Genomic DNA, 14,107 nt, shown 5'->3' with positions numbered 1-14,107 from the left:
GCCACCGAATTACCGGACCGGCCCCGCCGCCGGGCTCCGGCTCACGGCCCCGCCGCCGCGGATCGGGCGGGATCCGGGGAGGACGCACCGGCCGCGGCGGTCTCCCACGCGTTCACGCACAACGCCCGCTCCACGGTGTCGAGATAGACGGCGGCGGCCAGCCAGGCGCGGGCGAAACGGCCGGTGTCGGCCGGGAGCAGGCGGCCGAAGGCGTCGCGGGAGCGGTCCGCGGCGGCGGCGTGGAGGCCGTCCAGGAGATCGGCCCCCGTGGCGAGGCCGAGACGGCGCAGCCGGCCGCCGTCACCCGACCCGCCCCCGGCGAAGGCGAGGACACGGCGGCCTCCCGACACCGCCTGGTGGACACGGCGGCGCAGCAGGTGCAGCGGGGCGGCGGCGTCGCGGTCCCCGGCGGGTACGGCGGAGGGCTGTGGTGCGACCGCCCCGGCGGGCAGGTCCGCGTGCTGGAGGCGGTCCAGGCCGAGGTCCACCCGGGCGCCGGGGTCGCAGGGGTGCTCGGTGGCGAGCAGCAGGGCGCGGGGCAGCGGTCCGGGCACCAGACGGGCGACGATCCGCCGCCGGCCGTCCCCGGCGGCGGCGAGCAGACGGAGGTTGTCGCGGCAGGGGAGGGCGGGATCGTCGTGGGCGGTGGCCAGCCGCAGGGTGAGGCCCGCGCAGTCGGCCAGCAGGCAGTCGCCCGCCGCCTCCCGCACCGTGCCGGTGACGGCCACTTCGAGGAACAGCAGGTCCTGTCCGCCGTCCAGCGCCCGGGCCACCTGCTCGGCGGCGGGCACGGCCCACAGCTTCTCCAGCGGTTCGGCACGCCAAGTGGCGCCGGATGCGCGGACCGCCCGCACCCCGGCCCCCGCGCCCAGACGGCCCGTCGGGGAGACGGTGGCGCCGGACACGGCCAGACCCGCACGCGACAGCTCGCGGTGGGTCAGGGCGGTGTCGCCGATCCGCACGGCCCGGTCGGCGGCGCCGGTCGCCCGGGCGGGTCCGCCCGGCGCCACGTCCGACACCGTGTACAGGCGCCCGTCCGCGTCGGCGGTCCAGGTGACCGCGCCCGCGTAGCCGGTCGCGGTGAGGACGGGCTCGCAGAAGAGCCCGTACAGGCGCAGGGAGCCGTCCGGGCGGTACGGCTGCCGGGCTCTGCCGCGCAGTCGGGCCAGCTCCGGGCCGGTGGCGTGCGGGAGGCGGTGGGCGGTGCCCAGGGTGTCGGCCAGCGCGCCGGCGAGACCGGCGAGGCGGTGGCCGGGGTCGGCGGAGCGGGCCGCGCGCACCCCGGTGACCACGGAGACCGCCGCGGCGCCGGCTCGTGGGAGGCCGGCGAGCCGGGCGGTGTGCGCGGCGCGCAGGAGCTCCGCCTGGAGTACCGCGCCGGCGCCGTCCGCACCGGCCTCCAGGACGGCGGCGGCCGCGTCGAACACCGCTTGTGCGGCGGCGCGTTGCCCGGCGGTGGCGGCCTCGGTTCCGATTCCTTCCGCCCGACCCGTCCGCGCCGCCGGTCCCGTATCGCCCCGCGTCCCTGCCTCCCCCCGCGCTTCCGGGGCCCCGGCGGGCCCCGGGGCCGGGGTCTCGTCGGCGACCGGCGCGGCCGAGGCCGCCGCCGCGCGGTGCAGGCAGCCGGGGGCCAGCAGGCATCCGCAGCGGATCGCGTCCGCCCCGGTCACCGTTCCGCCGGGAGCGTGCAGGACGATGTCGGTCTCGTCGTCGACGGCGATCCGCACGGTGTCGCCCTCACGGACGGCCGGCCGCGCGGCGAGCTTGGCGACACCGGCGTCCAGCCGCTTGCGGAGCCGGGGCGGGAGCGCCGCGACGAGTTCGGCGGTGACGGACGGGGCGACCGGAGGAAGGTCCTGGCTCATGAGATCTTCTCCCCTACCCAGCGGGCGAGTTCGAGCGGACTGAGGGCGGCGACGGGCATGCCCGCGGCGACGAGCTGACCGGCGACCGACGTGGAGTAGCGGGGCCGGCCCGTGTCGTCGAGGCTCGCGCAGCCCAGGACGTGGCAGCCGGCCGAGACCAGCGCGCGGACCTCGGCGAGCAGGCCGCCGAGCGGATAGCCCTCCTCGAAGTCGCTGACGACCACGACGAGGGTGCGCGAGGGCACGGTGACCAGCTCGCGCGCGTGCCGCAGCCCCGCGGCGATATGGGTGCCGCCGCCCACGCTGACCTCCAGCAGCAGCGACAGCGGGTCGTCCACGTGCCCGGTGAGGTCTACGACCTCGGTGGAGAAGGCCAGGAAGTGGGTGGAGAGCGTCGGCACCCCGGCCAGTACCGAGGCGGTCAGCGCGGCCCACACCGTGGACGCCTCCATGGACCCCGACACATCCGTGACCAGGACCAGCCGCCAGTCGGCGGCCCGGCGCCCCCGGGCGCGGAAGACCGGACGCTCGGGGATCACCCGCACCGTGCCGTCCGGGCCGCGGCGGGCCGTGGCCAGGTTGGCCCGTAGCGTGCGGGGCAGGTCCAGGGCTCCACCGGGGCGTCTGCCCGGACGCGGCAGGGACGCGCCGTGCAGTGCGGGCCGCAGACGGGTGGCCAGCTGCCGGGTCAGTTCCTCGACCAGCCGCCGCACCAGTGGACGCAGCGCGGCCAGCCGGGCCTCGGGCAGCCCGCCCGCGTGCCGCAGCACGGTGCGCAGCAGGTCCACCGAGGGCCGCACGGCCTCCGCGTCCAGCTCCGCCAGGACGTCCCGGCGGCCCGCCTCGGCGGCCGCCGCCAGCACCTCCTCCCGGATGCCCGGCCCGAACAGCGCGGCCAGCTCCTCGGACCACTCCCGCACCCCTGGATACGGGGCCTCCCGCCCGCCGCCTCCCGCCGGGCCGGCGAGCTCGCCCCGGCTGCCCTCACCGCGACCGCTGCCGTACAGCTCGTCCAGCGCGGTCGCCAGCGGTGCGGCGGAGGGCGGCAGCCGGTCGGTGCGGCGGCCCAGCAGGAGACGCCAGCGGTCCGCGGGGGCGAGGAGGCGGTCCCCGGCCGGGAGCACGGAGGGTACGGAGGGTGCGGCGGTCCCGCAGACGCCGTCGGCCGCCGGGGCCCCCGGCGCGGACCCGGGGGCGGCGCCCTCCGGGGCGTCCTTCGCCGGGGCTCCGTCCGGCCCGGGCGGAAGTCCCCACGAGCGCAGCGTCTCGCGGGCCGCGAGGTCCGCCTCGGCCCAGGCGGCGAGGGCTGCCGGATCGACGCCGCCGGTGTCGGCGACACGCGTGGTGCCCAGACGCTCCTCGACGGCCGAGAGAAGGCGGTCGCGGGCCGCGGGGCTGAGGGTGTCGAAGCCGCCGCGCAGCGCGGGGAGCCGGTCGAGGAACGCCCGGTCGGGCAGCTCGGCCACCCGGTCGAGCAGGGGCTCCAGGGCGGGCGGCGCCGCCTCCAGCAGCGGGCCTGCGGCGGTCAGCAGCCCGCCGAGCCGTGCGGTGAGCGCGGTGCGGGAGCCGGGATCGCCGGCCCCGTCGACCCAGGAGGCCACGCGGTCGCCGAGGGCCCGCGCGTCCTCGTGCCCGAGCAGGACGCGCACGGCCGCGGCGGCGCCGCGCATCAGGGGGGAGCCGTCGGCGGCCAGGCGGGCCAGGGCGCCGGACAGCCGGATGCCGCCCAGCAGGTCGGCCCGGGAGGAGAGTTCGAGCAGGGCGCGGGCGTCGGCCGGGTCCTCGGAGCCGGTCAGGCCGTCCACCTGCCGCACAGCCGCCGCCGTGAGCGGCTCCGCGGCGGCCGCCGCCCGGGCCTCACGGCCGCTCTCGGCGCCGAGTCCCGGGACATGGCCGGCCCGCAGCCGGTCCAGCAGGGCCAGTCCGGCCAGCAGCTCCGGCAGGGTGCCGGCCCGTGGCAGGACGTCGGCGACCTCGGCGAGCCGCTCGTCCGCGAGCCCGGCCAGACCGCACTGCGCCGCCTGCCGGAGCCCCTCGAGGGTCTGCGCGGCCGTCGGCCCGCCCTCCTCGCGCTCCAGGCGCCGCCGTTCACGCAACACGCCCTCGGCGGCCTGCGCGGGGGTGACCCCGCGTGCGCCGGCCGCGGTCAGCACGGCCTCCGTGGCGGGCGTCCAGCTCACCTCCCAGCGGGAGGTGAGGGCCTCGGCGCCGCCCGCGCCCACGACCTGTCCGGCCTCGCCGTAGGGCACCCCGCACACCGCCAGCCGTCGCAGCAGCAGTTCACGGCGGCGGTCGAGGTCGGAGCGCAGCGGGTCCAGCCGCATCTCCCGCGTGGGGCCGGGGCCGCCGGAGGAGGGGCCGGGCAGGCCCAGCCGCGCCACCTCGGCCTCGACCGCGGGAGCCAGGCCGCTGCGCGGTGCCCGCGGGGCGGGACGCCCGCCGCGCGTGCCGACGAGCACCCGCTCCATCGCCCGCGCCACGGCCCGCCCACGCCCGTACGGCTCACCCTGCGCGAGCACCGCCTGCACGGCCTCGACCAGCTCCCCGCGGCCCGCGGCGGGCAGGCCGCGCAGCCGGGCGAGGTCCGAGGCGAGCCGGGTTATCTCCCGCGCGTCGGCGGGGCCCGAGGGGTGCCCCAGGTTCCGCAGTTCGCCGCAGACGCGCACGGCCGCCCGCGTCAGGGCCTCCTCCAGTGCGGCCGGGTCACCCGCCGCGTGCAGAACCATGTCCTGCCACTGAGGATCCCGGATGCCCGCCGGGTAGCCGGACCGCTCGTCGAGGAGGGCATAGGTGTAGGGGATCAGGGAGGTGGTCCAGGCGGGCCGCCCCGCGCCGGCGGCCGTCCCGGCCTCCCCGACGCCGGCCTCCCCGCCGCGCTCCTGTTCGGCCTCCTGCTCCACGAGCGCCGGGGCGTGGAACGCGCCGACCACCACGGCGGCCCGCCGACCGTGTGCGGTGGCCTCGGCCAGCCGGGCCCGCATCCAGCGCTCGCGGCGCAGGTCCAGCTCCGGTACGCCGCCCGAGGCAGCCGCGTCCTCACGCAGCGCCCACCCGGTGAGCAGGGCGGCCCGGCGCAGGGCCTCGGGCGGGGAGCCGGGAGCGGTCGCCTCGACGAGCCGGTCCCACAGGTCGTCCCCCGCGCGGCCCGTCAGCCGGGCCCGCAGGGCGGCGGCGAGACGGGGCCCGCCGGTCCGCCCCTCCTCGGCCCGCCGCCCCCCGGCCCACGCGGGGTCGGCGAGCGGCAGGTCGCAGGCGACCACTTCGACACCGCGCCGGGTGGCCCAGCGCACGGCGGCCAGCTCGGGCGAGAAGTCGGCGAAGGGGTAGAACGCCGGCCCCCCGCCGCCGCTCCCGTCCGAGGGGGCGGCGGCCAGCGCCACCGGGGCCCGTGTCTCCTCGTGCCCCAGCCAGGGCAGCCACCGCTGCATCTCGGCGGGCAGCTCGACCAGCAGCACGTCCGGCTCCGCATCGTCCAGCAGCGCGGGCACGGCGGCGGCCAGGGAGGGCGCGTGGTGCCGTACGCCGACGAGGTAGGGCGCGGACGGGCCGGTGAGGGCGGCGAGCACCTCGCCGGGCGGGGCCGGCGCGGCAGGGTTGCCGGGGAAAGGGGAGCCGACCGGGGCGGGGGAGACGGGGGCGGCCCCGTGGGAGAGGGACACGGCCGTCAGCCCTCCAGGACGGTGCGCAGGTCCCACAGGGTGCGCCAGGTGGCCGACCCCTGCTCGGCGCGGCGGCGCACCGGGCCGTCCCAGTAGCCGCGCAGCCGGGCGGCGTCGGCGGGATCGTCCTTGCGGACCACGCCGAGCAGATGGCCCGGCAGCAGGGAGAGCACGTCCCGGTCGCCGGGGAAGTACGCCGCCGCCAGAGCCAGCGCCCCGGCCACGGACACCGCCTCCGCGGTGGACATCACCGTGGAGGGCCGCTCCACCTCCCAGCCCTCCGCCGAACGGCCCTCGCGCAGGTCCCGGAAGGCGGTGACCAGGGCCTCCAGCACGGCGTCGTCGACCCGGAACGGCGCCCCGGCCCGCTCCACGGACGCCCGCGCCTGGCCGCGCACCAGCGCGGTCTCCGCCTCCAGGTCCCCGATGGGGCCGACCGTCTCGAAGTTGAAGCGGCGTTTGAGGGCCGCGGACATCTCGGAGACGCCCTTGTCGCGGAGGTTGGCGGTGGCGATGAGGGTGAAGCCGGGCGCCGCGTGCGCCAGGGCGTCCTCGGTGCCGGCCAGTTCGGGGACGGCGATCCGCCGCTCCGAGAGCAGCGACACCAGGGAGTCCTGCACCTCGGGCAGGCAGCGGGTGACCTCCTCGACGCGGGCGACGGCGCCCCGGGACATGGCGGTCAGCACCGGGGAGGGCACGAGCGCCTGCCGGCTGGGCCCCTGCGCCAGCAGCAGCGCGTAGTTCCAGCCGTACCTGAGCTGGTCCTCGGTGGTGCCGGCCGTGCCCTGCACGGTCAGGCCGCTGGTGCCGCACACGGCGGCGGCCAGCAGCTCCGACAGCATCGACTTGGCGGTGCCGGGCTCGCCGACGAGCAGCAGGCCGCGTTCCCCGGCGAGGGTCACCACGCACCGCTCGACCAGGGCGCGGTCGCCGACGAACTTGCCCTCGACCACCAGGCGGCGCGGCACCCCCTCGGGGGCCTCGGCGCCGTCGGGCAGCTTCAGGGCGGCGCCCCCGCTGCCCATGACGAACGTGACGACCGCGCGCGGGGTGAGCCGCCAGGCGGGCGGGCGCGGACCGCCGTCGTACGCGGCGAGGAAGGCCAGCTCGGTCGCGTACCGCTCCTCGGGCGGGACGATCTGACGGGCCGGTGCGGAAGGGAGGGTGGTGGTCATGGGCGTTGTTTCTTCCGGGTGGGGGCGGGCGGTGGTCATCGGCGGCCCTTGCGGCCGGCACGGGTGGCGCGGGTGGTGAGTTCCTCGTAGGCCGGGGCGTCACCGGCGCGGACACGGTCCCACGCGCGCTCGAACAGCTCGGGCACCGGCACCAGGGGCACCGCGCGGGAGCGGTCGGGGACCGGGTACAGGCCCTGCTTCCAGATCTCCACCGGCAGCGCGGGCGACTTCAGGTCGAGCCAGCCGCACGGCAGGAAGAGGTTGCGCCCGGCGCGTGCCCGCTTCGCCTCGACGACCAGGTTCGTGGCCGCCAGTTCGGCGCGGGCCTTCTTCATACGGGCGGGCTTCCAGCCCGTCCAGCGGGCGCGGTTGCGGTCCGTCGGATCGGGCAGGGCCAGCAGTTGCAGGTAGAGCGCCGCCGCGTCCCGGCCCATGCCGTGGGTCTCGGCGACCTCGGTGACCAGTTCGGGCACGGCGGCGGTCGGGTCCTGGGCGTACCCGGCGGGCTCCTCGGAACCGGCTCCGGCCGTCAGGGCGCGGGCGAGCCCGTCGCCGAGGAGGATCCGCAGCGCCCGCAGGCCCTCGCCCCGGTCCGGTCCGACGATCCCCTCGAGCAGCCCGAACACGGGGTCGTCCGCGCCGGTGAGGCCGCTCGGGCGGAGCAGGACGGCTTCCTGGCCGCCGTACCCGGGGCACAGCACCAGCGCCTCGCCCACATCCGTCAGACCGCGCGCGCCCGCGCCGCCGGTGGCGGGCAGCCCGTACGCCCTGCGCAGCTCGACGGCGGACGGCGAGCCCTTCTGCGCCCACGACAGGCCCAGGTCCAGCAGCAGACCCGGGTCCGCGACGCGGCGGCGCAGCGCGGCCAGCCCCTCCGGCAGGGCGGAGCGCAGCGGGTGCCCGTACGGCAGTTGGTAGGAGAGACCGGCCAGGGCGGTCACGGCGTGTGCCAGGTCGTACCGTCCGGGCAGCGCCGCGGGATCCTCCGCCACCAGATTGCCGTCCCTGTCGGGCCGCTGCACAGTGGTGCGGCTGAGCCAGGGGGTGCGGTGCGGGTTGAGCACCCCCTCGGCGGAATCGGCGGGCAGACCCGACAGGAGGAACTCCTCGGCTGTGTCCTCGGGCAGGCGGACGAAATCGGCCAGGCGCTCGGCCCACACCCGGCCCGCCGCGTCCGTGTCCGGCCCGGACGTCCACAGGTCGCCGGGGTCCTTTGGTAGCAGCGCGCCGGCGAGCGCCGTCAGATCGCCGGGCTCCAGCGACTCCAGCAGCGCGTCGCCGAGCTTCTTCTGCCGCGGCTTCAGCGCGGTGACGGCGGCCGCCTCGCCGGTGAGCCGCGACGGCTTCCCGGCCAGCAGCAGAGTCGCCTGCACGGGGCCCACGCCGCCCCGTGTCGCGGTGGCCAGGGCGGCGGGCGCCTCCGGCCGCCAGGGCGCGGGACCCTTGTCCCGGATCAGCCCGGTCACCGCGGTCAGCGCTTCCGCGGGGAAGACCGGTGGGTGAGCGCTCTCCTCCCTCAGCACGAAGTGCGCGACCGCGCCGAACGAACCGGCCGGGTCGTACTCCAGCGCCAGCCAGCTGATATGCCCGCCGCGATGGTGGTCGACGCCCTGGCAGCGCAGGATGACGACGGTGCGGCCGTCCCGGCGCAGCACCTGGCCGGTGCGCCTCTGCCCGTTATGCGGTTCGCTCAGCACGATCTCGCGCAGCGCACCCCCGGGTGCGGCCAGCGGTCCCTCCGCGACCGCCTCGAACAGCAGCAGCAGCGCCCGGCGGTGCGCCTCGGGCAGGGCCGGGGAGGCGGCGCGGTAGGCGAGCGGACGCAGCATGTCCAGCACGGGCAGCCACACCACGCCGTCGCCCGGGACGGTGAGGTCCTCACTGCGCCACCCGCCGGCGGACCCGGCGAGCCGGGCGGACTCGGGCAGGGGCCTGCCGTCGGCGGGCTCGCCGGACAGGACGCGGTTCACGGCGCGTATCTGGCGCAGCGCGCTCCAGGACTGCCCGCCGCCCCACCAGCCGTACAGCGTGACGAGACCCATGACCGCCTCGCGCAGCGTTTGGTCGTCGCCGTCCTCGGGGCTGTAGTCGGCGAACATGCCCTCGGCGCGTCTGCGCTCCGCCCCGGTCGGCTCGGCCGGGGGCGACACGAAGGCGGCGACGGACCCCGCCAGGCGCAGTGCGGCGTGTACGTGGCCGGCGACGCCGGCGAGCAGGCGGGGCTCGGTGAGGGAGGGCAGAATGCGCGAGACGGCCTTCCGCAGCACCTCGTCGGAGGTCGGACCGGCGGGTTCGCCCGCACCGGCCCCCGCGGTGCTCCGCGGCCCGGCCCGCAGGCCGCCGGCCGCCTTCGCCGGTACGGCCGCCGCCCTGAACGCCGCCTTGATCTCCGCGTCCCGCTCCGCCAGCGCCCGGGCCCCGGCGCGCAGCAGCTCACCGGCCTGCTCGTCGCTCAGCGCCCGCAGGACCGCCGAGGAGCCCTCGTCGCGGGGCCGCAGCGCGTGCCAGAAGTCGGCCGGCGGGACCAGCCGCGTGCCGGCGGCGAACTCGCCGCCCCGCTCCAGCGGAGTCACCTGGCCCGACTCCCACCCGCTGCCGTTGTCACCGCCGGCGTACAGGGCTATGCGGCGGTACTGGGCGACGAGGACGGGCTCGGCGCCGCCGGGCAACCGCAGCGCGCCGAGCGGAACGCCCGGCGTCCTGCCGTCCGCCGCCGGCAGGGTGACGGTCCGGCCGTCCGGCGTACCGGCGGTGGTGCGGGCCCGGCCGCCCTCGCCCTCGGTGCGCACCCAGCGGCCCAGGACCGTGCCGTCGGTGCCCAGCGGGCTGTGCTCCAGGCCGGGCTGGAGGGGCAGCACGGCGCAGTGCTGCTGGAGCAGGGTGGCTCCGTCGCGGATGCCGGAGCGCAGGAAGGCGGGCAGCGAGGCGCGCCCGTGGGTGCCGGTGACCGGGTCGTACTCGAGCCACACCTGCTGCCGTCCCTGGTGGCCCTGGCGCCAGTAGGAGGTGCCGTCCCCCAGTACGGGGCGGCCGGGCGGCAGGACCGTGTCGCCGGCGTGCAGGGCGCGCCCGCCGGTGGCGCGGCCGCCGCCCGGCAGGGGGATGGAGGTCTCGCCCGCGTCGCTGCCGCCGTACCAGTGCGGGAGCCTCTCCCCGCCGAGCGGGAACACCTCGGTGGGGCGGGCCGACCAGTAGCCGTGCTGCTTGCCGTCCTGCCGCCACATCACGAGCAGTTCGCCATCGGTGTAGCGGAACGACGGGCGGTTCCAGCGGTCCGGCTCCACCGGCAGCCGCAGGTCGTGCTCCAGCAGGATGTCCTCGGGGCCCACGACGATCGCCTTGTGCCGGCGGGAGAGGATCAGCGCCGGCCAGGCCTCGTGGACGGCGAGCGTGTCGTCACGGTCGCGCCCGGTCCGTGTCTGCTCGTCCAGGCGCCGCAGCGCCTCCTCCAGGGCGGGCCAGCCCAGTTCGTCCAGGATGCCGGCGCGCAGGGTGCGGCCCAGCAGCGGTGTGGCGTCGAACGCGGCGGCCCCGGCGACGGCCCGCGGGCCGACTCGGGCGGCGACCGCCTGGAACGGGCGCAGCCGTTCCAGTGCCGCGCGTGCGGCGGGCAGGCCGGCCGCGGCGGCCAGTTCCCCGGCCGCGTCGTCCAGCCACTCGCGCAGCACGTCGGCGAGTACGGGGTGCCCGGCCAGCTCCTCCAGCAGCCCGGCGCCGAGGCGGTGGCCGCTCAGATTCCCCACGGAGTGGTACAGCAGGCGCCGGCAGCGCGGGTCGGCCGCGACGGCCGTCAGGTCCCGCCGCCCGGTCCGGGTGTCCCGCAGCCACCGGTCGACCGGGAGGAGGGCGCCCTTGCGGGCCTCCGGCAGCGTCAGCGGTACGCCCCGCGCCACGCACAGGTCCAGCAGGTCGAGGTCGGCGCCGGCGTTCCAGCGGCCGGTGAAGAGGTCCACGGGGCGGCCCTGGGCGCGCAGACGCGGTGCCATGCGCTCCACGAGGGCGAGGGTGGCCGGTGAGCGGCCGCTGACGGACGAGCCGTGCTTGCGGTGCAGCGCCCAGCGGCCGAGCCAGTCCGCCGCGTCGGCCCCGCCCGCGTCGGCCTCCGCTCCGTCCGCCCCGGCCTCGCCCGTCAGCAGCCGGTCGGCGCCGGTCTCGGCGAGCAGCGCCAGCCAGAACTCGTCGTCCTCGGTGGAGCGGCCCAGCCCGGCCGGCATGATCTCCAGCAGCCGGGCCCGTACGGCGGGCCGCTGCCCGGCCAGGACGGTCAGCGTGGCCCGGTAGGCGTTCCAGAAGGACGCGGGAGCCCGTACCGCCGCGGGCGACGCGAGCAGATCCCCCACCAGGGCGCACTCCTCGGCGACCTGGTCCAGCCCCGCCGCCCTGATCAGACGGCGCGCGTCCTGCGGCAGGGAGGCGTACGGCGGCATGCCCGCCGCGCAGCGCTCCACGGTCAGCTGCCGGAACTGCGCCCACGCCCCGGCCGGGGCCAGCCGCGCCGCGAGGGCCTTCACATGCTCCTTGAGCGCCTTGACCGTCAGAGCCCCGGCGAAGGCGAACTCCAAAAACACCGCCCGCTGCCGATCCTCGTCCACGGGCAGCGCGTGCACCCGCTCCGCCTCGCGGGCCTTACCGAAGAAGGTCGCCGCGTAGGTGGTGTTCTCGTGCCGGAGGAAGACGCGGGCGGCCTGCTCGTAGAAGGTGGGCAGGAAGTGCGGCACGGCCCGGCCGAGCCGCTCGCCGAGCTCCTCGAAGCCCTCCTTCGCCGCACCGGGGCGGGACTTGGCCTGCCGGGCGAGCCGCTCGACGTCCTTGACCAGCGCCAGCGCGTGGTGGCCGTTCGCCGGGTCGTTGACCAGTGCCCACGCGGGGAAGCCCAGGGTCTCCCGGCGCACCTGCCCGACCTCGGGGGTCTCCGGCTCCCGGACCAGCCCGAGGAAGTCCAGGGCGAGATCCTCGGCCTCGCCGAGCGTGCCCGGCACCAGCCTCACGATCCTGCGCTCGTCCAGCGCGGGATGGGTGTAGGCGCGGACGGTGAGGGCGTCGGCGTCCTCCCGGTCCGTGGTGCCCACCGGCAGCACGGCGCCGGCCTCCAGCAGCGCGGCGCAGGCGGCCTCGTCGTAGGTGTCGTAGGTGATGCCGTCGTACGCGCCGTATGCGGCGCCGTCGTACGCCGTCATGCCGCACGCTCCTCGTCCTCGATGTCACGCCCGGCGTACAGCGCGGCCGCCATACGCATGCCCTCCGACCAGGCCACCGGCCCGACCTGACCCAGCTTCAGCACCCGGCCGGCCGGGTCGGTGAAGACCAGGGAACCGGTCTCCGTCTCCTCGTAGCCGTCGTAGTCGCCGACCCACACCCGGGCCTCGACACCGCGGCCGCCCTCCAGAACGGAGCACACCGCGTGGCCGCCGCGCACCCGGTAGCCCAGCTGGGCGGCCCGCCCGTGCAGGAATCTCAGCTCCTTGAAGACGCCGCCCGCGTAGTCCTCGACGCAGGTCGCCTCGGCGTCCAGTGCCGCGGGCCGGCGCCACACCTCCCGGAAGAGCTGTTGGGCACGCTGCTCGACGCCCAGCTCGACGGCGAACTCGCGCAACTCCTCCAGCTCCTCCAACAGCACCGGATGCGGCAGGCGGACCAGATCGGGGGTGAGGCGGACGGTGTCGCCGTCGAGGTCGACCACACCGAGGCCGCGCTCGGGATCGGCGTCCCGCAGGAACCCGGCCACCTCCCCGTCCGCCCCCGTGACCACCAAGTCGCGCAGAGCGGCCCGCCAGGCCGGATCCGGCCACACCCGCGCCAGGACCGCGAACGGCACCGGCAGCGAGCGCACCATCCACCGCTCCACATCGGCCAGGCACTGCCGCTCGTGCCGCTCCAGCCACTCGGCGAGCTGACGCAGTCCCACCACCGCCGGATCGTCGGCGATCTTCGGCGGTACGGACTTCAGCCGCCGCCCGGCCGAGTTGCGGCACACCACCTTTCCGTCGTCGAGGGCGACCTCGTAGCCGCCGGCCGACACCCACCCCATACGTGCCTCCCCGCACCCGCAGTGATCAAGTGACGGGAACTGTAGGGCAGGCCGCTGACAACGGTGCCGACGCACGGCTCCGGCCGGGTGCGGGCGAAGCGGCAGGGGTGACGGGCGGTGAGGTTCCGCGCCGTCACCCCTGCCGCCGTACGCGCAGGTCAGGTCAGCATTTCCTCGATGAGGCCGACGGCGCGCCGGGTGCCGCCCCCGGCCCGTGCGGCGGCGCTCAGCAGCGCCGAGCGGCGGGCGACCTCCGGATCGGTGACCAGCTCCTCCAAAGCCGCACGCAAGACCTCGGCGGTGGCCTCCGCGGTGTCGATGCGGCGGGCCACGCCCAGCTCCACGAGCCGGTCGGCGTTCATGAACTGGTCGGTGGCCTGCGGCACGGCGATCATCGGAACCCCTGCCAGCAGACCCTCGTTGCAGCCGCCCATACCGGCGTGGGTGACGAAGGCGTCGGCCTGTTCCAGGATCGCCCGCTGTGGGACCCAGGAGCGCACCTCGACGTTGGAGGGCGGGGCGCCGAGCTCCCGCGGGTCGGTGTGCCTGCCGATCTGGAGGACGACATGCCAGCCGGGCAGGCCGCCGAAGGCGGCGACGCACCGGCGGTAGAACTCCGGTCTGCGGGTGTACGCCGATCCCAGGGAGACCAGCAGCACCTTCTCCGCGTCCGCGGGACGGGCCCAGCCCTCCGTGCCCGCGGACATCTCGAAACAGGGCCCGACGAAGGTCACCGTGGTGGTGTCGACCCTGTCGGCATGCGGCTGCATCGCCCGCGGGATCAGCGCCAGGGTGTGCGCGGGACGGCCGGAGAAGGCGTCCACGTCGGTGGTGGAGGCCCCGCAGTCGGCGAGCCACCGCGCGAACCGGGCCCGGTAGGCGTCGGCGCCCGGCAGCCGCCACAGGTGTGCCGCGACCTCCTGGCCGTAGCCTTCCCAGGTCACGAACGTCGGGGAGAGCTGCATGAGGGGACGGCCCTGCGACTCGGCGAGGGCGCGCGCGGCGTAGGCGCCGATGTCGTACAGGTACAGGTCCGCCGGGTCGCGATCGTAGGCGGCGCGCAACCGGGGCAGCGTCCGTACGGCGTCGTCGAGGAAGAGGCCCATCGCGGCGATGGGGTCGTCGGGCCAGTCGTTGTCGGCGACCGGCAACCCGGAGGCGCAGGGGAGGAGTTCGGCGCCGGTGGGCGCGATCAGGCCGGCCACCGCCGGGTCGTTGGCGTAGGTCACGCGGTGGCCGCGGGCCACCAGCTCGCCGATGACCGCGAGGCTGGGCAGGACGTGGCTGACGGCGGGGATGCCGACCATCGCGATATGGGCACGGCGACGGGACATGGATGATCACTCACTTCGGGTCCATGGCTGACGGTGACACCGCGGG

At 77.2% G+C, this 14,107-nt stretch carries 6 protein-coding genes; all 6 read right to left on the bottom strand.

The annotated features are described in order from the left end of the window. Positions 1 to 41: 41 nt before the first annotated feature. Positions 42 to 1,865 (bottom strand): hypothetical protein, encoded by a 1,824-nt coding sequence (locus BM237_RS23695; RefSeq protein WP_093851766.1) that lies wholly within the window; start codon positions 1,863 to 1,865, stop codon positions 42 to 44. Next, the gene (locus BM237_RS23690) at positions 1,862 to 5,524 is read right to left on the bottom strand and encodes a vWA domain-containing protein (RefSeq protein ID WP_093851765.1); all 3,663 of its coding nucleotides are present in this window, start codon (positions 5,522 to 5,524) and stop codon (positions 1,862 to 1,864) included. Before BM237_RS23690 ends, BM237_RS23695 begins: the two co-directional genes overlap by 4 nt. A 5-nt stretch (positions 5,525 to 5,529) precedes the next feature. Further along, positions 5,530 to 6,699, bottom strand: coding sequence for an ATP-binding protein (locus BM237_RS23685; RefSeq protein ID WP_093851764.1), 1,170 nt, complete (start codon positions 6,697 to 6,699; stop codon positions 5,530 to 5,532). Positions 6,700 to 6,734: 35 nt separating this feature from the next. Next, positions 6,735 to 11,876, bottom strand: a complete 5,142-nt coding sequence (locus BM237_RS23680; RefSeq protein WP_093851763.1) for a hypothetical protein — start codon at positions 11,874 to 11,876, stop codon at positions 6,735 to 6,737. Continuing rightward, on the bottom strand, positions 11,873 to 12,727 hold the full coding sequence (locus BM237_RS23675; protein WP_093851762.1) for a DUF4132 domain-containing protein: 855 nt from the start codon (positions 12,725 to 12,727) through the stop codon (positions 11,873 to 11,875). The genes BM237_RS23680 and BM237_RS23675 overlap by 4 nt, the downstream gene beginning before the upstream one ends. Before the next feature lie 158 nt (positions 12,728 to 12,885). Then, positions 12,886 to 14,061, bottom strand: a complete 1,176-nt coding sequence (locus tag BM237_RS23670; protein ID WP_217655921.1) for a macrolide family glycosyltransferase — start codon at positions 14,059 to 14,061, stop codon at positions 12,886 to 12,888. Positions 14,062 to 14,107: the final 46 nt, after the last annotated feature.

The sequence above is a fragment of the Streptomyces mangrovi genome, from assembly GCF_900114215.1.
Classification (GTDB): Bacteria; Actinomycetota; Actinomycetes; order Streptomycetales; family Streptomycetaceae; genus Streptomyces; species Streptomyces barkulensis.
The sequence above is the reverse complement of the archived record's forward strand: the minus strand, read 5'-3'. Positions and strand labels throughout refer to the sequence as shown.